Origin of the sequence: Pseudomonas fluorescens NCIMB 11764 (assembly GCF_000293885.2) — a bacterium.
Lineage (GTDB): Bacteria > Pseudomonadota > Gammaproteobacteria > Pseudomonadales > Pseudomonadaceae > Aquipseudomonas > Aquipseudomonas fluorescens_B.
Genome location: NZ_CP010945.1, coordinates 2,031,800 through 2,051,568 on the forward strand (window position 1 = coordinate 2,031,800; position 19,769 = coordinate 2,051,568).

Consider the following 19,769-nt stretch of genomic DNA (forward strand, 5'->3'; position numbering starts at 1 on the left):
ACTTGATCAGTGGACTGCGGCAACACGGCAGGGTTCTATTTTTCTACGATAGCGCTGTCGATTCCGGCAAGAAGCATTAAAAAGGCGCACAAATTCGCCTTCTTTGAGGTCTTGCTTTCAGGTCACCCTGGCCTTGGTAACGCGATCCACCAGATAGACTAGCCCGTGGTAGTCAATTCCGCCGTGTTGCGTCAGACCGATCTCACACGTGCGGCTGGTAGAAATCCCCTCACTGCATTGCCGAACCGCGTCCTTGAGCGTTCTTAACGAATGAGCGTTCAATTCCGGCGTAGTGAATCCCTTGTCCCCGGCAAATCCGCAACAGTGAATGCCCTCGGGAATGACCACGTTCTTGCTGCATTTACGCGCCAGATCGATCAGCGCCTGACTTTCCCCCAAGTGCTGAGTGCTGCACGTGACGTGCACGGCGATGGGCGCTTCCTGCGGCGTGAATTCAAGCCGGTCCATCAAATGCGTACGGATGAAACGCACCGGATCGTACAGGTCCAGTCGAACATCACCCAAGTCCTGAACCAGGCGCAGCGTGCAAGGGCTGGTGTCGCAGTAGATCGGGTCGAGCCCGCCACGGCTGGCGTGCAGCAACGCGCCGATCAGTTCCTGGCGTTTGTGTTCGGCTTGCTCGGCGTAACCCTTGGAGGCGAACGGCTGACCGCAGCAGAGGCTGTCCTGATTGTCCGGAAAGACGACCTGGTAACCGGCTTTTTCCAGCAGGCCACGGGTTTTGTCGTACAGCGACATTTGTTCTTTATCACCCGCCGCAGGCCCCATCACCCGCGAGACGCAAGCGGCCAGGTACACCACTCGCGGACGCGCATCCGTCACGGTCGGGCTGAAGCGAATGGCCTTTTCCGGCTGCGGCATGGCGTTGGTCCATTGCGGGACCTGACCTTTGGACAGCTTCGTCAGCGTCGCCGAAAGTTTCGCCAGGCGTGGCGCCCCCAGCAGCATCCGCGCACCGTTAGCCACATGCAGGGTGAACCGCGCGCCTTGCAACGCGGTGGCGAAATTGCCTTCAAGCCAATTAGCAGTTTTCGTATGCGTTGCGTTACGGCTGCGGAGCTTTTTCACCAGCTCGCCGGTGTTGATACCTACAGGACAACGCTGGGCGCACAAACCGGTGGCGGCGCAGGTGTCGATGCCCTGGTATTCATAAGCGGCTTCGAGTTCAGTGGTGTCCACGCCGGCGCGTTTTTTGGCCTGAATGTCCCGCCAGATCACGATGCGCTGGCGCGGGCTCAGGGTCAGGCCCTTCGACGGGCAAACCGGTTCGCAGAAACCGCACTCGATGCACTTGTCCACAATCTCGTCGGCGGCCGGCAGCGGTTTGAGGTTCTTCAGGTGGATCTGCGGATCGTCGCTGAGCACTACGTCGGGATTGAGAATGCCATTCGGGTCGAGCAGGCGCTTGAGCTGCCACATCAACTGGTAGGCATCGCTGCCCCATTCCAGTTCGACGAAGGGCGCCATATTGCGGCCGGTGCCGTGCTCGGCCTTCAGCGAACCGCCGAATTCCACGGCGACCAATTGCGCGACGTCATCCATGAACGCCTGATAGCGTGCGACTTCTTCCGGGTTGTTGAAGCCCTGGGTGAAGACAAAGTGCAGATTGCCTTCCAGGGCGTGTCCGAAAAGAATCGCTTCGTCGTAGTGATGTTTGTCGAACAGCTCGATCAGACGGTTTACGCCGATGGCCAGTTGTTCCACCGGGAAGGTCACGTCTTCGATGATCACCGTGGTGCCGGTTTTGCGCACCGCACCGACGGCGGGAAAGGTGTCCTTGCGAATCGCCCACAGACGAGCGTTTTCGACGGGGTCTTCGGTGAAGTCGACTTGTTTCTCCATCGGGAATGAGGCCAGCGACGCCATGATTTGCGTCAGTTGCTCGTGCAGCAAAGTGGACGACGCGGCGCGGGATTCGATCAGCAGGGCGCAGGCATTGTTCGACAGGTGCTGTACGAAAGCCGGCATGCCGGGTTTGTTCTGCACCGATCGCAGACTGCGGCGGTCCAGCAGTTCCACGGCCGACACCGGTTGGCTTTTCAGCACAGTCACGGCATTGCAGCAGGTTTCCACATCCGGGAACACGATCAGCGCCGAGGCCTTGTTCGGGTGGTCGATCACGGTGTCGTAAGTCACGGCGCTGATGAACCCGAGGGTGCCTTCGGAACCCACCAGCAAGTGGCTCAAGATATCCACAGGCTCGTCGAAATCCACCAGGGCGTTGAGTGACAGGCCGGTAGTATTTTTCAGGCGATATTTGTGGCGGATTTTTGCGGCCAATTCGGAATTGGCGCGGGTCTCGCGGCCCAGCGCCGCCAGACGATCAAGCAGTGCTGCGTGGCTCTGGCGAAATGCCGCGAGACTCGCCGCATCTTCGGTATCGAGGCGGCTGCCGTCGGCGAGCACCAGGCGAATACCGGCCAGCGTGTGATAGGTGTTTTGCGCCGTGCCGCAGCACATGCCGCTGGCATTGTTGGCGACAATGCCTCCGATTTTGCAGGCATTGATCGACGCCGGGTCCGGGCCGATCTTGCGTCCGAACGGTGCCAGCCAGGCATTGGCCTGTGCGCCGATCACGCCCGGTTGCAGGCGGATTTGCGTGCCCTGGCCGCGGATCTCCCGACCGTTCCAGTTATCCCCCAGCACGATCAGCACTGAATCGCTGATGGCCTGGCCGGACAGGCTGGTGCCGGCGGCGCGGAAGGTCACCGGGACTCGATCCCGTTGCGCCAGTCCGAGCAGCGCCACCACTTCGTCTTCGGATTCGACACGGATCACCAGTTTCGGAATCAACCGGTAGAAACTGGCGTCGGTGCCGAAGGCCAATGTCGACAGTGGATCGTCGAAACGTCGGTCTTCAGGGATGAGTTTCTGTGCATCTCGCAGGAAAGCCGCCGGTAGACTCATTGGTCCTCCAGAATCAAAACCACCAGGTCTTTCGGACCGTGAGCGCCGTAGGCCAGGACTTGCTCGATGTCGGCGGTCTTCGACGGGCCGGAGACCAGCAGTGCGTTGGTCGGCATGCCTTGCGCCCAGTTGAATTCCTGCTGCACCTGATAGAAGTTGTCGCGGATTTCACTGGCCTTGAGCAGGGCAAAATGCACCGGCGGCACCAGGCTCATCAAGCGCGGTTCTTCGCGTGTCGGCCAGACAATCAGACTGCCTGTGGCCGCGATTGCACCGAGGGTTCCGGTCAGGCTGGCGGGCGTGTCGTTGAACAGCTGGGCTTTCCATTCTTCGACCGGACGGTCGTAGGACTTGAGCGCTGGTAGCCCCGGATTTTTCTCCCAGTGCTGAGCGACACGTTGACCGTGAGGCGTCGTCGGCGCGATCAGCAGGCTCGGCAATTGGCGATCTCGAAGCAATTGTGCGAGCAGGGCGGGCCAGCCTTCGCCGGAGGTCAGATGGATTTCCGTGTGGACCGCTTCCATCAGTTTGCGCAATTGCGGAATGCGTTGCTCGGGCGCGTAGGTGTAGGGCGCTGTCACCAGTTCGACGTCGAATTCGTCCGGCACGGGCGTGGTGCCGGTCAGACTATTGCGTAACTTGGCGAGGATATTCTGTTTGGCGCTCATCGGCGGTCTCCCTGTTTGGCCAGATGCTCGCGGGCCATGTCGTGCAGTGAGCGGGCAGCGGGTTTCGGGGCGCTGTGGTTTTGCGTCCACGGGCCAACGTTGCTCGGTGCGAGGGCGCGCAGTCGTGTAGCGAAAAAGCCGAACAGCCGGTACAGCGTCGGCGAGCTGTTGAGCTTCGCCCAGGCATTCCAGATAAAGCGTTCCTTGCGCGAATATTTGCTGCCCTGGCCGCGCATGACTTGATGCGGACTGTCCGGTGCTTTGACGTTCTCTTCCCGTAGGCGACGCAGCAAAGCGGGGATAGGAATTTTTACCGGGCACACTTCACCGCAAGCACCGCACAACGACGATGCGCTCGGATGGTCCGGGACATTCGCCAGGCCGACCATGTGCGGGGTGATGATTTTTCCGATCGGCCCAGGGTAAACCTCCCCATAGGCGTGGCCGCCGATTCGAGTGTAGACCGGGCAATGATTCATACAGGCGCCGCAGCGAATGCAGTTCAGGGTCTGGCGCAATTCACTGTCGGCAAAGGCCTGGCTGCGACCGTTGTCCAGCAGCACCAGATGCACTTCCTGCGGGCCATCGAGCTCATGGGCCTTGCGCGGGCCGGAGATCATGTTGACGTAGGTGGTGATGGGCTGGCCGAGCGCTGAGCGGGTCAGCAGCGACAACAGGGGCACCACGTCGCGCAGGTTTTCCACGACTTTTTCGATGCCGGTGACAGCGATGTGCACCGGCGGCACCGTAGTCGTCATGCGCCCGTTGCCTTCGTTTTCCACCAGCAGCAGGGTGCCGGTTTCGGCCACGGCGAAGTTGACGCCGGAGACGCCGATGTCCGCTTCGAAGAATTTCTGTCGCAAGACTTTGCGACCGATCTGAATGAGTTGGTCAACGTCCTTGGTGTACTCCACGCCAAGTTTGTCGTGGAACAAGGACGCGACCTGACCGGCATTCTTGTGGATCGCCGGCATAATAATGTGTGAAGGCTTCTCGTGGTCGAGCTGGACGATGTACTCGCCCATGTCCGATTCCAGGCATTCAATGCCCCGATCAGCGAGGAAATGGTTCATTTCCATTTCTTCGCTGACCATCGATTTGCCCTTGATCACTTGCCGCCCCTCGTGAGCGCGGATGATCGAGAGGACGATGCCATTGGCTTCGTCCACCGTTTCCGCCCAGTGCACTGTCACACCGTTGCGGGTCAGGTTCCGTTCAAGTTGCTCGAGCAGGTCGGGCAACTTCGATAACGCACGGGCGCGGACCGCATTGCCCAGTGCTCGTAGATGTTCTCTTTCGTGGGCATCGCTGAAGGACGCTGCCCGTTTTGTCATCAGTGAATCCATCGCAGTGCGAAAGTTGTTTCGCAACTGCTTGTCACCCAGCGCGGTGTGAGCGCGGGTGCGGAAATCTTCTTCTACGGCAACCGTAGGAATAATCGCGGAAGCGTTCATTGACCGCCTCCGGTTCGCTGCCAGAGGAAACTGGCCAGATGCTGACCGCGTAACGCTTCCTTCTGTTTCTCCAGCGAGCCGTTGATGTTCATCAGGCAACCGCAGTCGGCACTCAGTACCTTGTGCGCCCCGGATTCCTTCAACGACCGGGTCTTGTCAGCCACCATCGCGCCGGAAATGTCCGGCATACGGACGCTGAAAGTCCCACCAAAGCCACAGCATTCACTTTCATGGCTATGGTCGACACGTTCCACATTGCCCAGCTGCGCCAACAACTCGCGGCCGTGCAAGTGGGTGTTCATCTCACGACGTGCCGAGCACGAGGTGTGCAGCGCCACTTTTACCGGTTCGCCACTGTCCTTGAGCTGCACCTTGCAGACGAACAACAGAAACTCGGCCAACTCGTAAGTCCGGGCAGCCAGCGCCTGAACCTGTTTCAGTGTTTGCGGCTCGTCCTTGAACAAGTCGGCGTAGTGTTCGCGCAACATGCCGGCACACGATCCCGACGGCACTACCACTGGATAATCGCCAGCGAACAGCGCCAATTGCGAGCGTGCAACGGCCCGGGCCTGGTCGGTGTAACCAGAGGTGTAGGCCGGTTGCCCGCAACAGCTTTGCCCCTGCGGGTACTCGACACGGATGCCTTCGCGTTCCAACAGGTGAATCGCGTCCATTCCGGCTTCCGGGTAGAACAAATCCACCACGCAGGTCCCGAACAGGTAGACCCGTGACGGTTTTTCGCCGGGGTATTGCCGAGGCTCGGGCAGTGGCGGGGCGACGCGTGTTGCGTTCGGCACGGCGTTGTAAAAAAGCTCGCTCATCAGGCGTGTCTCCGGGTGGGCCCGGTTATCCGTCCGCTGAGGCTGCTGAATATAGTGAGTGATGCTTTCAGCAGCCTTACAGACCGGGTTGTGAATAGCTGACGCCGGAATCGTGGTCCGGCGTCGGTTTTTGCGTTTTTTCTCGTAGTACTTAGTGCACCAGCATGCCGGTGAACCAGTAGGCCTGAGCCAGCGTGATCAAGCCGACGATTGTTGCGAAGAACAGACTGTGCTTGAGGGTGAAGCGGAACAGATCCGACTCCTTGCCCACCAGCCCGGTCGCGGCGCAGGCCACGGCGATCGATTGTGGCGAGATCATCTTGCCGGTGACGCCGCCGCTGGTGTTCGCTGCGACCAGCAAGGTGTCGTTGACGCCGATCTGGTGTGCGGTAGTCGCCTGCAACGAACTGAACAGCGCGTTGGACGAGGTATCGGAACCGGTGAGGAACACGCCCAGCCAGCCGAGGAACGGCGAGAAGAACGGGAACGCCGCGCCGGTGCCTGCCAGTACCAGTGCCATGGTCGAGGACATGCCCGAGTAGTTGGTGACGAAAGCAAACGCCAGCACCATACCGATGGACAGAATCGGCCAGCGCAGCTCGTAGAACGTCTCTCTAAAAGTGGTCAGACCAGTTTTGAGATTGATCTTCAGCACCAGCATCGAGATCAGCGCGGAGAAGAAAATCGCCGTGCCGGTCGCGGAAATCGGATCAAGTTTGAACACGGCCGGAATGGCGGTTGGCGCGGTCACGATCGGGGCGACCTTGATCACCATTTGATCGAGGTGCGGGATCGCGAAGTTGAACACCCAGCCGTACATCGAACCGCCAGCGGCAAACATCGCCTTGAACGGCTTCAGGGTCCAGATGGTGACCAGTACGGTGAGGATCAGGAACGGCGACCAGGCCTTGAAAATTTCACCCAGGCTGTAAGGCGACGCCACGGTTGTGCGCGGCTGGCCGAAACCGCCGGCGCTGGCAGTCACAACGGAGGCCGAGACCGCGCCTGCGATGTGTTGGCCTGCAGCGCGTTTTGGCTGCCAGACTTTCAGGAACAGCGTCAGGGAGATCAGGCTGGCCAGGGCCGAGGTGATGTCCGGCAACTCAGGGCCGATGAAGTTCGACGTGAAGTATTGGGTGATGGCAAAGCTCAAGCCGGCCACCAGCGCTGCCGGCCAGGTTTCCCGCACGCCGCGCAGGCCATCCATCATGAACACCAGCCAGAACGGCACGAACAGCGACAGCAGCGGCAATTGGCGGCCGGTCATGGCGCCGATCTTGAACGCATCGATACCAGTCACTTGCCCGGCGACGATGATTGGAATCCCCAGGGCACCAAACGCCACCGGCGCGGTGTTGGCGATCAGGCACAGGCCTGCGGCGTACAGCGGATTGAAGCCCAGTCCGACAAGCAGTGCGGCAGTAATCGCTACCGGTGCGCCGAAACCGGCTGCACCTTCAAGGAACGCACCGAAGCAGAAACCGATCAGCAGCACCTGCAAGCGCTGGTCGTCGGTGATCGACAGGACGGAGCTGCGAATCACCTCGAACTGACCGCTCTTGACCGTCAGCTTGTAGAGGAAAACCGCTGCCACGATGATCCACGCAATCGGCCACAAGCCGTAGGCGAAGCCATACCCGGCGGCGGCGAATGCCATGTCGACCGGCATCTGGAAAGCGAAAATGGCCACGGCGATGGACAAGGCCAGCGTGATGCTGCCCGCCACGTGCCCTTTGAGCCGGAACACGGCCAACGCCAGAAAGAAAAACACGATGGGAATGACGGCCGCGAGCGCGGAAAAGCCGAGGCTGCCGAGCGGGGTATAGAGCTGTTGCCAGGTTTGCATATGGGGTGGCCCCTAATTGTTGTTGGTCATGCACTGTCAGCGTTCTTGGTTAATTGGTAATACCAATTTACAATCGCTGTTCGCTAGGGTAAAAGCCTTGTAGGCGGTGTGTCAATTTGCCGCCCTAAAACTTTTGTCGAACACGCGCTGTGGTTTCCGAGTGATGCGCTCGAACAAATGCCGTCGGGTGGGTGCTGGCACAGCGCCGATAGGCCAGAATAGAGAGCCCGGCGAGCCGTCGGGATCGCGGAGATTTGAGTTATGGGGTTTGATCAAATTCGTCAGCGCCGTTTGTCTGACGATATTGTCGAGCGGCTCGAGGGGATGATCCTCGAGGGCACGCTGAAGGCAGGTGAGCGCTTGCCGGCAGAACGCGCGCTGGCCGAGCAGTTCGGTGTGTCACGCCCTTCGTTGCGCGAAGCGATTCAGAAACTGGCGGCCAAGGGCTTGCTGGTCAGTCGCCAGGGTGGCGGAAATTATGTGGTGGAATCACTGGGCACGACGTTCAGTGATCCACTTCTTCATCTGCTGGAAAGCAACCCCGAAGCCCAGCGTGATTTGCTGGAGTTTCGCCACACCCTGGAAGCGTCCTGCGCCTATTACGCAGCGCTGCGCGCCACGGATGTCGACCGCGAGCGACTGACCGCGGCCTTTAATGAATTGCAGGATTGCTACACGCGCCACGATGAAGTGAGCCGGGCGGAAGAGGGCGCGGCGGATGCGAAATTTCACCTGGCGATTGCCGAGGCCAGTCACAACGCAGTGTTGCTCCACACGATTCGTGGACTGTTCGATTTGCTCAAGCGCAACGTGGTGACCAACATCGGTGGTATGTACAAACAGCGCACTGAAACCCGCGACATGCTGATCACGCAGCACCGCGAGTTGTACGTGGCGATTATCGAAGGAAGGGCGGAACAGGCGCGGGAAGTTTCCAGTCGACACATTTTGTATGTGCAGGAAGTACTGGAAGAGGTGCGTCAGGAAGTGCAGCGCATGGCCCGGGCGGAGCGGCGCAAGGGAATGTAGAGAGCGTCTGTGGCGAGGGAGCTTGCTCCCGCTGGGGCGCGAAGCGGCCCTCAAACCAGTCAATACAAGATTGTATTTACCGGTTTGCGACTGCTTCGCAGCCGAGCGGGAGCAAGCTCCCTCGCCACAAAATGCGCCGGGGTCGGAGAGCTACTCTTCCTTGCCCTTGTTGCGCACCGCACGCTGCAACTCGCGACCGGCGTCGCGTTCGCGCTCGGTATCACGCTTGTCGTATTCCTTCTTGCCCTTGCCCAGCGCGATCTCGCACTTGACCATGTGCTTGCTCCAGTACCAGGACAGGCACACGCAGGCGTAACCCTTTTGCTGCACGGCGGCGGCCAGCTTTTCCAGCTCGCGGCGGTTGAGCAACAATTTTCGGGTGCGCGTCGGATCAGCGATGACGTGGGTGCTGGCGGTCGTCAGGGGCGTAATGTGGCTGCCGAGCAGCCAGGCTTCGCCATCCTTGAGCAGTACATAACTGTCAACCAGCTGTAGCTTGCTTGCCCGCAGACTTTTTACTTCCCAGCCGGCCAGGACCAGACCAGCCTCGAACCGATGTTCGATGAAGTAATCGTGTCGCGCCTTTTTATTTTGCGCGATGGTCCCTGTTGGGTGTTTCTTCTGTTTAGCCATAGGGGCGGCATTATAGGGAGTTGCAAGCGAGTCGGCTACGGTGACGCAGCGTGCTTGAGCAGGTTGATTGAATCCCGGACAATGCGCCCTCTTTTTTCAATGCTTGGACGTGGTAACGATGTCGACAGACAAGGTTTCTGTCCACGGCAGTTGGGCTAGCCGTTGGGTCTTCATACTCGCCGCGACCGGTTCGGCCGTGGGCCTGGGTAGCATCTGGAAGTTCCCGTACATGGTCGGGGTCTACGGCGGCGGTGCATTTGTGTTGATGTTCCTCGCCTGTATCGCACTGATCGGCGTGCCGGTCATGCTGGCGGAAACCCTGATCGGCCGGCGCGCCCGGCAAAGTCCGGCCAACGCCTTGAAGGTGCTGGCGCTGGAGGCGGGGCATTCGGGCAAGTGGTCCTGGGGCGCGTTCGCCGGGATGATCACGGCGTTGTTGATCCTGTCTTTCTATAGCGTCGTCGGCGGCTGGTCGCTGGATTACATCATCGACATGGGGCGCGGCGATTTTCAGGGGGCAGCGCCTGATCAGGTTGGCGCTTACTTTGGCAAAGTGATCGCCGATCCATGGCGACTGACACTTTGGCACACGATTTTTATGCTGCTGTCAGCCATTGTGATTGCCAAAGGCGTCGTCGCCGGGCTTGAGCGCAGCCTGCGCATCATGATGCCGTTGCTCTTTGTAATGATTCTGGTGTTGCTGGGCTACAGCATGACCACCGGCCATTTCATGGAGGGCGTGCATTTCATGTTCGACTTCCAACCGGAAAAAGTCCTCGACGGTTTACTGCCCGCCATGGGGCATGCGTTCTTCTCCCTGAGCGTGGGCGTGGGTTCGATCATGATCTACGGCGCTTACATGCCAAAGGATTCGTCGATTTCAGGCACTGTCGTCGGAGTAGCGCTGCTCGATACCTTTGTTTCTCTCGTGGCTGGCCTGGCGTTGTTCCCAATAGTGTTTGCTGCCGGCCTGAATCCGAGTGAAGGCCCTGGCCTGATGTTCGTGAGCCTGCCATTTGCCTTTGGTAACATAGCCTTTGGCCAGTTGATGGGCGTAGTGTTCTTCGTGCTGGTAGCGATTGCGGCCTGGAGTTCGGCGATTTCGTTGCTGGAGCCGATGGTGGCTTACCTGGTTGAGCGTACTAAAGTCAGTCGCGCCTGGGTGACATTCTGGCTGGCGTTCACGTGCTGGTTCGTCGGTCTGGGCACGGTGTTTTCCTTCAATATCTGGAAGCAAGCCAAATTTTTCGTGAACGAAGGCGGGATGTTCCATCTCTATCAATGGGGTGCGACCGGCGGCCTGGATTTCTTTGGTGTGATCGATTTCTTTACCTCGCGGATCATGCTGCCTCTCGGTGGTTTGTGTTTCGTGGTGTTTGCGGGCTGGGTGATGGGGCGTGAAGCGGTGCGCGACGAGTTGTCGATCCGCAGTCCCAGGCTGTTCACTCTGGCCCTGTTTTTGATGCGCTATGTAGCGCCCATCGGCATTCTCGTAGTGTTTGCCGCCCAGCTGTGGAAGTGACGCTGACATGACGACACACATTCAACGTTCGGCCCTGCTGCCGTATCCGGCGCAAGCGCTGTATGACCTGGTCAATGACGTGGCGCGTTACCCGGAGTTTCTGCCGTGGTGCTCATCGGCCGAAGTCCTGGAAAGCTCTGAGGAGCATATGCGCGCGAGTGTAGGTGTGGCCAAGGGTGGACTCAGCCAGCATTTCGTGACGCGCAACACACTGGTGCACGGGCAATCGATCGAAATGAATCTCGAGGAAGGGCCGTTCACTCAGTTGCACGGCATCTGGGTGTTCAAGGCATTGACCGACAAGGCCTGCAAGATCAGCCTGGACCTTTCGTTCGACTACGCCGGGCCGATTGTCCGCGCAACGCTGGGGCCCTTGTTCAATCAGGCGGCCAATACGCTGGTGGATGCGTTCTGCCAGCGCGCCAAGCAAATGCATGGTTGAGGCCGTGATCGAGGTTGAGGTGGTGTATGCCGCCGTTGATCGTCAAGTGCTTCTGTGTGTGACAGTGCCAGCGGGGGCGACGGTGCGCGCGGCTTTGCTGGCGTCGGGAGTGGATCGCGAGTTCCCTGAGCTGGATCTGGCTGAATGCCCGGTGGGGATCTTCGGCAAGGTGGTCGCGGATCCCGATACTCGTCAGCTTCAGGCGGGGGATCGCATCGAGATTTATCGGCCGCTGCTGGCTGATCCGAAAGAGGTTCGCCGGCTTCGCGCCGCCAAGGCTGCCGAGGCGAAAGCACGGAATCAGTGATGCGCCAAACGCCAGGCAATAAAAAACCCGGACATTCCGGGTTTTTTATTGCGTCGCAAATTATTGCGGCGAGGTGTCCAGCGGTTCTGGCGTCGGGACAGGAACGGTTTCTACGCCGTCCACGTCCTTCTGGATCTGATCCAGCAACGAACCCGGCTTGACCGGTTTTTCCGGTTTCGGCTTCTCGGCGTTTTCTGCAGGTGCGGTCACGTTAGTGCCACTGTCCTTGCCGAGAATGGCTTCGTCCCGGCTCACGCCTGGCATGAAATCGCCAGAGAGGCTGACAAGTTGGTCATTTGGGTTGAAGATAACGCTGATGCGTTCCTGTTGGCGTTCACCGCCACCCGGTTGCAGGCTGTACAGATAATCCCAGCGATCGGCATGGAACGTGTCGGTCAGCAGAGGGTTGCCCATGATAAACCGTACTTGCCGACGGGTCATTCCCGGGCGTAACTGGTCTATCATGTCCTGCGTGACGACATTGCCCTGCTGGATGTCGATTTTGTAAACCCCGGGGAATGAACAACCGGCGAGTGCGAGCAGTCCCACAAAGGTGAAACTGGTTAGCAAGAGCTTGGTGTTTTGCATCGGTGGGCGACTTCCACTATCTTGGCTGGGACAACGTAAACGCCGATCATACCCGCATTAAGAGAAGCTGCGAAGCAGCATCGCGAGAAAGCTGACCATGGTTGAAAATAGCGAACTACGCAAAGCCGGCCTCAAAGTGACCCTGCCACGGGTCAAGATTCTTCAAATGCTCGATTCCGCCGAGCAACGCCACATGAGTGCCGAGGATGTTTACAAGGCGCTGATGGAGGCTGGTGAGGACGTCGGTCTGGCCACGGTTTACCGTGTACTGACCCAGTTCGAGGCAGCTGGCCTTGTGGTGCGGCACAACTTCGACGGAGGCCATGCGGTCTTCGAGCTGGACGACGGCAAGCATCACGACCATATGGTCAACGTCGAGACCAGTGAAGTGATCGAATTCTTCGACGAAGAAATCGAGCGTCTGCAGAAAGCCATTGTCGACAAGTATGGCTTTGAGATGGTTGATCACAATCTTGTGCTGTACGTGCGCAAGAAAAAGTAAGCATGTCGCGCGAACTTCAGGTTCGCGAAACGAGCGAAGGCGACCCCAGGGTCGCCTTCGTGCTTTCTGCCGTTCCTAGATTTTTGCGGTAACGACCATTTTTTTCGCGTGTGCCAAAGATTCCTTGGTCAGGTCGATACCCCCCAGCATCCGGGCGACTTCTTCGACACGATCATTCTTGCTGAGCTTGGAGACGGCCGTGTGGGTCGCATCCTCGCCACGGACCTTGTGCACAAATAGATGCTGATGTCCCTGCGCCGCCACTTGTGGCAAGTGAGTCACCGTCAACACCTGCCCGCGCTCGCCAAGACGACGCAACAGTTGGCCGACAATCTCAGCGGTCGGTCCGCCGATACCCACGTCCACTTCGTCGAATACGAGGGTTGGTACGCGTGAAGTCTGCGCGGTGATCACCTGAATCGCGAGGCTGATCCGCGATAACTCACCGCCCGAGGCTACTTTTGCCAGGGCTTTCAAGGGCTGGCCGGGGTTGGCACTGACCAGCAGTTCTACCTGTTCGAGCCCGTTAGGCAGCAACTCATCGCTGCTGTTGGGCCGCAGCTCGATGGTGAAGCGACCGCCAGGCATGCCCAGTCGCTGGATTTCCTGCTCCACGGCGCTGGCTAGGCTGCTTGAGGCCTGGTGGCGCAAATCGCTCAATTCCCGCGCCTTCTCCTGATAGTGGCGGGCATAGGACGCCAGCTCGTCACTCAGTCGTTCGATGGATTCGTCGTTCGCATTCAACGTTTCGATTTCATCCAGCAATCGCTGCTGCATCTCGGCCACCTCGGTGGGCTGGATGCGGTGTTTGCGGGCCATGGTGTAGATCGCATCGAGGCGTTCTTCCAGGTATTGCAGGCGCGCCGGATCGGCATCGAAGTTATCGAGGAAGCGGTTCAGCTCGCCCACGGCTTCTTCAACCTGGATCTGCGCACTGGTCAGCAGGCTGCTGGCTTCGCCCAGCGCACCAATCGAGTTGTTCACGCTCGACAGGCGATTAAGGCTGGCGGTCAGGGCGTTTAGGACATTGCCGGAATCACTTTCGCTGCATTGCTCGACCACTTGTCGGCAGATGCCCAGCAAGGTCTCGGCATTGGTCAGGTTTTTGTGTTCCTGCTCCAACTGCTCCAGTTCGCTTTCGCCGAGGCCGAGGTTTTCCAGTTCTTCGAGTTGATAGCTCAGCAATTGATGGCGGGCGCGCTGCTCATCACCGGAGTTGGACAGGCGTTCCAGTTCCTGGCGCGTCTGGCGCCAGCGCTGGGCGGCGAGCTGAACCTGGCGGGCAAGGTCGGTGGCGCCAGCGTACTCGTCGAGCAGGCGGCGGTGAGTGTCGGTCTTGAGCAGGGATTGGTGTTCGTGCTGGCTGTGGATATCAATCAGTAGCTCGCCCAAGGACTTGAGATCCCCGAGGGGGCAGGGCGTGCCATTGATATAGCCGCGCGAGCGTCCTTCGGCGGTGATCACCCGGCGAAGGATGCACGGGCCATCGCTTTCGAGGTCGCGCTCGGCCAGCCAGGCACTGGCTTCCGGAATGTCGACCAGGTCGAAGGTGGCCAGGATGTCGGCCTTGTCGGCGCCGGGGCGGACGACGCCACTGTCGGCGCGATCACCGAGGGTCAGGCCGAGGGCGTCGAGCATGATCGACTTGCCGGCGCCGGTTTCCCCTGTGATCACGCTCATCCCGCGATCGAGTTCGAGATCGAGATGTTCGACGATGGCGTAGTTGTGTACGGACAGGTGCACCAGCATAAAGGCCGCTCCCAGGCTTTAGGTCTGGTTATTTATACAGTGTTTTATTTGCGCCTGACAATGCCCTCGCTTAGCTTGATTTGCTTGATCCGACGAAATCGTCAGTGCATCGAGGAATGACAATGCAGCTGTTTTTTGTAGGGTTAATCACAGCAAACCCCTTGAAGCTGATTTTTGCGGCCCCATATAGCTGGGCAGAAGCGCGAGTTGAGCTCGCGGACGATATTGAAAGGAGAAATCTATGGCTGACGAACAGACAGTGGATACGCAAAATCAAGATGCCAACCAGGGCTCCGCGGCTTCGGGTGAAGACCTCGCGGCTCGTGTACAAGTGCTCGAAGAGCAACTGGCAGGCGCGCAGGATCAGGCTTTGCGTGTTGCCGCCGATCTGCAGAACGTCCGCCGTCGCGCTGAGCAGGATGTAGAAAAAGCGCACAAATTCGCCCTGGAAAAATTTGCAGGCGATTTGCTGCCGATCATCGACAGCCTGGAGCGTGGCCTGGAGTTGTCCAACCCGGACGACGAAAGCATCCGCCCTATGCGCGAAGGCATCGAGCTGACCCTGAAAATGTTCCAGGACACCCTGAAGCGTTATCAGCTGGAAGCGATCGATCCGCATGGCGAACCGTTCAATGCCGTTCTTCACCAGGCAATGGCCATGCAGGAAAGCGCTGACGTCGAGCCGAACAGTGTGCTCAAGGTGTTCCAGAAGGGTTATCAGCTCAATGGACGTCTGCTGCGCCCGGCCATGGTCGTGGTCAGCAAGGCCCCGGCACCTGTTTCGCCATCGATTGACGAGCAGGCTTGAAATTAGCCGCAAGGCCCCCATTTAGAAGTCAAGCGTTTAAGTATTACCGCAGTTAGCCACCACTGCTGCGGCAACCAAATCCAAAGTTTCGGGAGAGTGAACATGGGCAAAATTATCGGTATCGACCTGGGGACTACCAACTCCTGCGTCTCCGTGCTTGAAAACGGCGTAGCCAAAGTTATCGAAAACGCCGAAGGCGCGCGTACCACGCCGTCGATCATCGCTTACGCCAACGACGGCGAAATCCTCGTGGGCCAGTCGGCCAAGCGTCAGGCAGTGACCAATCCGCACAACACCCTGTATGCGGTGAAGCGTCTGATCGGTCGTAAGTTCGACGAAGAAGTCGTGCAGAAAGACATCAAGATGGTCCCTTACAAAATCGCCAAGGCTGACAACGGCGACGCGTGGGTAGAAGTGAACGGCCAGAAAATGTCGCCGCCACAAATCTCGGCTGAAATTCTGAAGAAAATGAAGAAGACCGCCGAAGACTACCTCGGCGAGCCTGTGACCGAAGCGGTGATCACCGTTCCGGCCTACTTCAACGACAGCCAGCGTCAGGCGACCAAAGACGCCGGCCGCATCGCGGGCCTTGACGTTAAACGTATCATCAACGAACCGACCGCAGCCGCACTGGCTTACGGTATGGACAAAGCGAAAGGCGATCACACCGTGATCGTTTACGACCTGGGCGGCGGTACTTTCGACGTTTCCGTGATCGAAATCGCTGAAGTCGATGGTGAGCACCAGTTCGAAGTATTGGCCACCAACGGTGACACGTTCCTGGGCGGTGAAGACTTTGACATTCGTCTGATCGACTACCTCGTCGACGAATTCAAGAAAGAAAGCGGCATGAACCTCAAAGGTGACCCGCTGGCCATGCAGCGCCTGAAAGAAGCTGCTGAAAAAGCCAAGATCGAACTGTCTTCGAGCATGTCGACCGACGTGAACCTGCCGTACATCACTGCAGATGCCACCGGTCCTAAGCACTTGAACGTGAAAATCTCCCGCGCCAAGCTTGAAGCGCTGGTAGAAGACCTGGTTCAGCGCACCATCGAACCTTGCCGCATCGCTCTGAAAGACTCCGGCATTGACGTTGGCGCTATCAACGACGTGATCCTGGTGGGCGGTCAGACCCGTATGCCACTGGTTCAGAAGTTGGTGACCGAGTTCTTCGGTAAAGAAGCACGTAAAGACGTGAACCCGGACGAAGCCGTTGCCATGGGTGCTGCTATCCAGGGCGCCGTATTGGCCGGTGACGTGAAAGACGTTCTGCTGCTCGACGTCAGCCCGCTGACCCTGGGTATCGAAACCATGGGTGGTGTGATGACCGCGCTGATCGAGAAAAACACCACGATTCCTACCAAGAAATCGCAAGTGTTCTCGACTGCCGACGACAACCAGGGCGCCGTGACCATTCACGTGCTGCAAGGTGAGCGTAAGCAAGCTGCTCAGAACAAGTCCTTGGGCAAGTTCGACCTGGCCGAGATTCCACCAGCACCACGTGGCGTGCCACAGATTGAAGTGACCTTCGATATCGACGCCAACGGCATCCTGCATGTCGGCGCGAAAGACAAGGCTACCGGCAAGACTCAGTCGATTGTGATCAAGGCCAACTCCGGTCTGTCCGAGGAAGAGATTCAGCAGATGATTCGCGATGCTGAAGCCAACGCCGAGGAAGACAGCAAGTTCGAAGCGCTGGCAGCAGCCCGCAACCAGGGCGACGCGCTGGTTCACTCGACTCGCAAAATGGTCGCAGACGCTGGCGATAAAGTGACGGCTGAAGAGAAGACTGCAATCGAAGCTGCCGTGGTTGCCCTGGAAGCCGCCGTTAAAGGCGACGACAAGGCTGCCATCGAAGCCAAGGTTGAAGAGCTGTCGAAAGTCTCCGCTCCAGTGGCGCAGAAGATGTACGCCGAACAGGCCCAGCCTGCTGAAGGCGCTGCACCGCAAGGCGAATCGGCTGAGAAGGCTGACGACGTTGTCGATGCCGAGTTCGAAGAAGTCAAAGACCACAAGTAAGTCAGTGGTCGTCCGGTTGACTGCCTTGCGGCGGTGACTGGTAGGATGTCGCCGCGCGGGAGCTTGCTCCCGCGTTGGCGTGTCTGGAGTACACGAATTTTTACAGCATGCGACAGCGTTTGTGTGTTGGCGGTATGGCCGAAGATGCTCCTGCTTTTCGGGCCGAAAGTACTGCAATGAAATCAAAGACCAGGATCGTTGAATTGACGTGAGTTGGGTCCGGGCCTGTATTGGGGCTCAACGAGTTTGGCGAGGCTCAGGAGGGGTTTGCCGAACGTCCTTAAGAGTGCAAAGACTTATGGCAAAGCGTGACTATTACGAAGTATTGGGTGTTGAACGAGGCTCAAGCGAAGGGGACCTGAAAAAGGCCTACCGTCGCCTGGCGATGAAGCACCACCCGGACCGTAATCCCGATGACAAAGCGTCGGAAGAAATGTTCAAAGAGGCCAACGAGGCCTACGAAGTGCTGTCCGATTCCAGCAAGCGCGCGGCGTACGACCAGTATGGTCATGCCGGTGTTGACCCAAGCATGGGTGGCGGCGGTGCCGGGTTTGGCGGTCAGAACTTCTCCGACATCTTTGGCGATGTCTTCAGTGACTTCTTCGGTGGCGGTCGCGGCGGTGCTCGTGGGGGCGCTCAGCGCGGCAGCGACTTGCGCTACACCCTGGAGCTGAATCTGGAAGAGGCGGTGCGCGGTACTACCGTCAACATCCGCGTTCCGACACTGGTCAACTGCAAGCCATGCGATGGCTCCGGTGCCAAGAAAGGCTCCTCGCCGGTTACCTGCCCGACGTGCGGCGGTATCGGTCAGGTCCGCATGCAGCAAGGTTTCTTCTCGGTGCAGCAGACCTGCCCGCGCTGCCATGGTCAGGGCAAGATCATTTCCGATCCATGCACCTCCTGCAACGGTGACGGTCGCGTCGAAGAGTACAAGACCCTTTCCGTGAAAGTGCCGGCCGGTGTCGACACCGGTGACCGCATTCGTCTGTCAGGCGAAGGCGAGGCGGGTGCCCAGGGCGGTCCGACTGGCGACCTGTACGTGGTGATCAATGTGCGCGAGCACGCGATCTTCCAGCGCGATGGCAAGCACCTGTTCTGCGAAGTGCCGATCAGCTTCGTCGACGCGGCGCTGGGTGGCGAGCTGGAGATTCCGACCCTCGATGGTCGGGTCAAACTGAAAATCCCTGAAGGGACTCAGACCGGCAAACAATTCCGTGTGCGCGGCAAAGGCGTTGCGCCCGTGCGTGGTGGCGGTGCCGGTGACCTGATGTGCCGTGTGGCGGTAGAGACTCCGGTTAATCTGGGTCGTCGTCAGCGCGAATTGCTGGAAGAGTTCCGCAGTTCGCTGGCGGACGACAACAGCCATTCGCCGAAAACCACCGGTTGGTTCGAAGGCGTGAAGCGCTTCTTCGGCGATCTGTAAGGAGTGAGCATGCGACGTATAGCTGTGATGGGCGCTGCTGGCCGCATGGGCAAAATCCTGGTCGAAGCCGTGCAGCAACGCGCGCCGCAGACAGGTCTGACGGCCGCCATCGTTCGCCCCGGCAGCACTCTGATTGGTGTGGATGCCGGTGAGCTGGCTTCGTTGGGGCGTATCGGTGTGCCGTTGTCCGGTCATGTCGAGGCGGTGGCGGATGAGTTCGATGTGTTGATCGATTTCACGCTGCCGGAAGTCATGCTGAAAAACCTGGCTTTCTGCCGCAAGGCAGGCAAGGCCATGGTGATCGGCACAACGGGGCTCGATGCTGCGCAGAAGCAATTGCTGGTCGAGGCGGGCAAGGACATTCCTGTCGTGTTCGCGGCCAACTTCAGTGTCGGCGTGAATCTGTCGCTGAAGCTGCTCGACATGGCTGCTCGCGTGCTGGGTGATGAGGCGGATATCGAAATCATCGAGGCTCATCATCGGCACAAGATCGACGCGCCTTCAGGCACGGCCCTGCGCATGGGTGAAGTGATTGCCAGCGCACTGGATCGCGATTTGCAGAAGGTCGCGGTCTACGGGCGTGAAGGCCACACTGGTGCGCGTGAACGGGAAACGATCGGTTTTGCGACGGTGCGTGGCGGTGATGTGGTCGGTGATCACACGGTGCTGTTCGCTTGTGAGGGCGAGCGCCTCGAAATCACACACAAGGCGTCGAGTCGCATGACTTTCGCCAAGGGTGCGGTGCGTGCGGCGTTGTGGCTGGACGGTCGTGAGCCTGGCCTTTACGACATGCAAGACGTGCTCGACCTGCGTTAAGATGCACCCGAAACCGGGTTCCGGCTCAACGATGGGGCCCGGTTTTATTACGCCAAGCGACGTCCTGTCGCATTCTCCGGCCTTTAAGGCTCATTGGCGGTAGACCAAAAAAGCCTTTTTCTGTAAGCTACAGCTTTAGTGTGTCCACTAAAAGCGCGCAGAATAATTCAGTGAAGAAGCGGGGTGACGTGTCCATACGTCACTCCGCTTTTTT

The 19,769-nt window shown here is 58.9% G+C and carries 17 protein-coding genes; 9 read left to right on the plus strand and 8 right to left on the minus strand.

Annotation, left to right across the window (positions count from 1 at the left end):
- Positions 1-117 precede the first annotated feature (117 nt).
- The 5 genes from B723_RS09195 to B723_RS09215 all read right to left on the minus strand — a co-directional run bounded on the left by B723_RS09195 (position 118) and on the right by B723_RS09215 (position 7,717).
- Positions 118-2,928: an FAD-binding and (Fe-S)-binding domain-containing protein gene (locus B723_RS09195; protein ID WP_017336450.1), complete on the minus strand. Its 2,811-nt coding sequence runs from the start codon at positions 2,926-2,928 to the stop codon at positions 118-120.
- Positions 2,925-3,596 carry a LutC/YkgG family protein gene (locus B723_RS09200; RefSeq protein ID WP_017336451.1) on the minus strand — a complete coding sequence of 224 codons (672 nt, stop codon included), beginning with the start codon at positions 3,594-3,596 and terminating at the stop codon, positions 2,925-2,927. Before B723_RS09200 ends, B723_RS09195 begins: the two co-directional genes overlap by 4 nt.
- On the minus strand, positions 3,593-5,050 hold the full coding sequence (locus B723_RS09205; protein WP_017336452.1) for a LutB/LldF family L-lactate oxidation iron-sulfur protein: 1,458 nt from the start codon (positions 5,048-5,050) through the stop codon (positions 3,593-3,595). Before B723_RS09205 ends, B723_RS09200 begins: the two co-directional genes overlap by 4 nt.
- Positions 5,047-5,871, minus strand: a complete 825-nt coding sequence (locus tag B723_RS09210; RefSeq protein WP_017336453.1) for a (Fe-S)-binding protein — start codon at positions 5,869-5,871, stop codon at positions 5,047-5,049. The genes B723_RS09205 and B723_RS09210 overlap by 4 nt, the downstream gene beginning before the upstream one ends.
- Positions 5,872-6,022: 151 nt before the next feature.
- A complete protein-coding gene (locus B723_RS09215; RefSeq protein WP_017336454.1) occupies positions 6,023-7,717 on the minus strand; it encodes a lactate permease LctP family transporter in 1,695 nt (564 codons plus the stop codon).
- Positions 7,718-7,978: 261 nt separating this feature from the next.
- On the opposite strand from B723_RS09215, the gene B723_RS09220 reads away from it, so the two are divergent.
- Positions 7,979-8,746: a GntR family transcriptional regulator gene (locus tag B723_RS09220; RefSeq protein WP_017336455.1), complete on the plus strand. Its 768-nt coding sequence runs from the start codon at positions 7,979-7,981 to the stop codon at positions 8,744-8,746.
- Between the two features lie 150 nt (positions 8,747-8,896).
- Here B723_RS09220 and smpB read toward each other — a convergent pair whose 3' ends face one another.
- The gene (gene smpB, locus B723_RS09225) at positions 8,897-9,379 is read right to left on the minus strand and encodes an SsrA-binding protein SmpB (protein ID WP_008029800.1); all 483 of its coding nucleotides are present in this window, start codon (positions 9,377-9,379) and stop codon (positions 8,897-8,899) included.
- 118 nt (positions 9,380-9,497) lie between these two features.
- On the opposite strand from smpB, the gene B723_RS09230 reads away from it, so the two are divergent.
- The 3 genes from B723_RS09230 to B723_RS09240 are packed head-to-tail and all read left to right on the plus strand — an operon-like array spanning position 9,498 to position 11,650.
- A complete protein-coding gene (locus B723_RS09230) occupies positions 9,498-10,901 on the plus strand; it encodes a sodium-dependent transporter (protein WP_017336456.1) in 1,404 nt (467 codons plus the stop codon).
- 7 nt (positions 10,902-10,908) lie between these two features.
- Positions 10,909-11,343: a type II toxin-antitoxin system RatA family toxin gene (locus B723_RS09235; RefSeq protein ID WP_017336457.1), complete on the plus strand. Its 435-nt coding sequence runs from the start codon at positions 10,909-10,911 to the stop codon at positions 11,341-11,343.
- Positions 11,336-11,650 carry an RnfH family protein gene (locus B723_RS09240; protein WP_017336458.1) on the plus strand — a complete coding sequence of 105 codons (315 nt, stop codon included), beginning with the start codon at positions 11,336-11,338 and terminating at the stop codon, positions 11,648-11,650. Before B723_RS09235 ends, B723_RS09240 begins: the two co-directional genes overlap by 8 nt.
- 60 nt (positions 11,651-11,710) lie before the next feature.
- Here B723_RS09240 and B723_RS09245 read toward each other — a convergent pair whose 3' ends face one another.
- On the minus strand, positions 11,711-12,238 hold the full coding sequence (locus B723_RS09245) for an outer membrane protein assembly factor BamE (protein ID WP_017336459.1): 528 nt from the start codon (positions 12,236-12,238) through the stop codon (positions 11,711-11,713).
- A 97-nt stretch (positions 12,239-12,335) separates the two neighbouring features.
- On the opposite strand from B723_RS09245, the gene fur reads away from it, so the two are divergent.
- Positions 12,336-12,740 carry a ferric iron uptake transcriptional regulator gene (gene fur, locus B723_RS09250; RefSeq protein WP_003197684.1) on the plus strand — a complete coding sequence of 135 codons (405 nt, stop codon included), beginning with the start codon at positions 12,336-12,338 and terminating at the stop codon, positions 12,738-12,740.
- A 75-nt stretch (positions 12,741-12,815) separates the two neighbouring features.
- Here fur and recN read toward each other — a convergent pair whose 3' ends face one another.
- Positions 12,816-14,489, minus strand: coding sequence for a DNA repair protein RecN (recN, locus tag B723_RS09255; protein ID WP_017336460.1), 1,674 nt, complete (start codon positions 14,487-14,489; stop codon positions 12,816-12,818).
- Positions 14,490-14,730: 241 nt separating this feature from the next.
- Here recN and grpE point away from each other — a divergent pair, with 241 nt between their 5' ends.
- The 4 genes from grpE to dapB all read left to right on the plus strand — a co-directional run bounded on the left by grpE (position 14,731) and on the right by dapB (position 19,555).
- Complete coding sequence (gene grpE / locus B723_RS09260) at positions 14,731-15,297, plus strand: nucleotide exchange factor GrpE (RefSeq protein WP_017336461.1); 567 nt, start codon at positions 14,731-14,733, stop codon at positions 15,295-15,297.
- Between the two features lie 102 nt (positions 15,298-15,399).
- Complete coding sequence (gene dnaK / locus B723_RS09265) at positions 15,400-17,316, plus strand: molecular chaperone DnaK (protein ID WP_017336462.1); 1,917 nt, start codon at positions 15,400-15,402, stop codon at positions 17,314-17,316.
- A gap of 298 nt (positions 17,317-17,614) precedes the next feature.
- Positions 17,615-18,739, plus strand: a complete 1,125-nt coding sequence (dnaJ, locus tag B723_RS09270) for a molecular chaperone DnaJ (RefSeq protein WP_017336463.1) — start codon at positions 17,615-17,617, stop codon at positions 18,737-18,739.
- Positions 18,740-18,748: 9 nt separating this feature from the next.
- Entirely contained in the window at positions 18,749-19,555 is an 807-nt protein-coding gene (gene dapB / locus B723_RS09275; RefSeq protein WP_017336464.1) for a 4-hydroxy-tetrahydrodipicolinate reductase, read from the plus strand.
- The last annotated feature ends 214 nt before the right edge of the window (positions 19,556-19,769 follow it).

Coding starts and splice junctions, on each gene's coding strand:
- recN (WP_017336460.1), bottom strand. CDS start 14,489: ATGCTGGTGCACCTGTCCGTACACAACTACGCCATCGTCGAACATCTC.
- B723_RS09210 (WP_017336453.1), bottom strand. CDS start 5,871: ATGAGCGAGCTTTTTTACAACGCCGTGCCGAACGCAACACGCGTCGCC.
- B723_RS09200 (WP_017336451.1), bottom strand. CDS start 3,596: ATGAGCGCCAAACAGAATATCCTCGCCAAGTTACGCAATAGTCTGACC.
- B723_RS09230 (WP_017336456.1), top strand. CDS start 9,498: ATGTCGACAGACAAGGTTTCTGTCCACGGCAGTTGGGCTAGCCGTTGG.
- grpE (WP_017336461.1), top strand. CDS start 14,731: ATGGCTGACGAACAGACAGTGGATACGCAAAATCAAGATGCCAACCAG.
- B723_RS09205 (WP_017336452.1), bottom strand. CDS start 5,050: ATGAACGCTTCCGCGATTATTCCTACGGTTGCCGTAGAAGAAGATTTC.
- dnaK (WP_017336462.1), top strand. CDS start 15,400: ATGGGCAAAATTATCGGTATCGACCTGGGGACTACCAACTCCTGCGTC.
- B723_RS09240 (WP_017336458.1), top strand. CDS start 11,336: ATGGTTGAGGCCGTGATCGAGGTTGAGGTGGTGTATGCCGCCGTTGAT.
- B723_RS09195 (WP_017336450.1), bottom strand. CDS start 2,928: ATGAGTCTACCGGCGGCTTTCCTGCGAGATGCACAGAAACTCATCCCT.
- fur (WP_003197684.1), top strand. CDS start 12,336: ATGGTTGAAAATAGCGAACTACGCAAAGCCGGCCTCAAAGTGACCCTG.
- smpB (WP_008029800.1), bottom strand. CDS start 9,379: ATGGCTAAACAGAAGAAACACCCAACAGGGACCATCGCGCAAAATAAA.
- B723_RS09245 (WP_017336459.1), bottom strand. CDS start 12,238: ATGCAAAACACCAAGCTCTTGCTAACCAGTTTCACCTTTGTGGGACTG.
- dapB (WP_017336464.1), top strand. CDS start 18,749: ATGCGACGTATAGCTGTGATGGGCGCTGCTGGCCGCATGGGCAAAATC.
- B723_RS09235 (WP_017336457.1), top strand. CDS start 10,909: ATGACGACACACATTCAACGTTCGGCCCTGCTGCCGTATCCGGCGCAA.
- B723_RS09215 (WP_017336454.1), bottom strand. CDS start 7,717: ATGCAAACCTGGCAACAGCTCTATACCCCGCTCGGCAGCCTCGGCTTT.
- B723_RS09220 (WP_017336455.1), top strand. CDS start 7,979: ATGGGGTTTGATCAAATTCGTCAGCGCCGTTTGTCTGACGATATTGTC.
- dnaJ (WP_017336463.1), top strand. CDS start 17,615: ATGGCAAAGCGTGACTATTACGAAGTATTGGGTGTTGAACGAGGCTCA.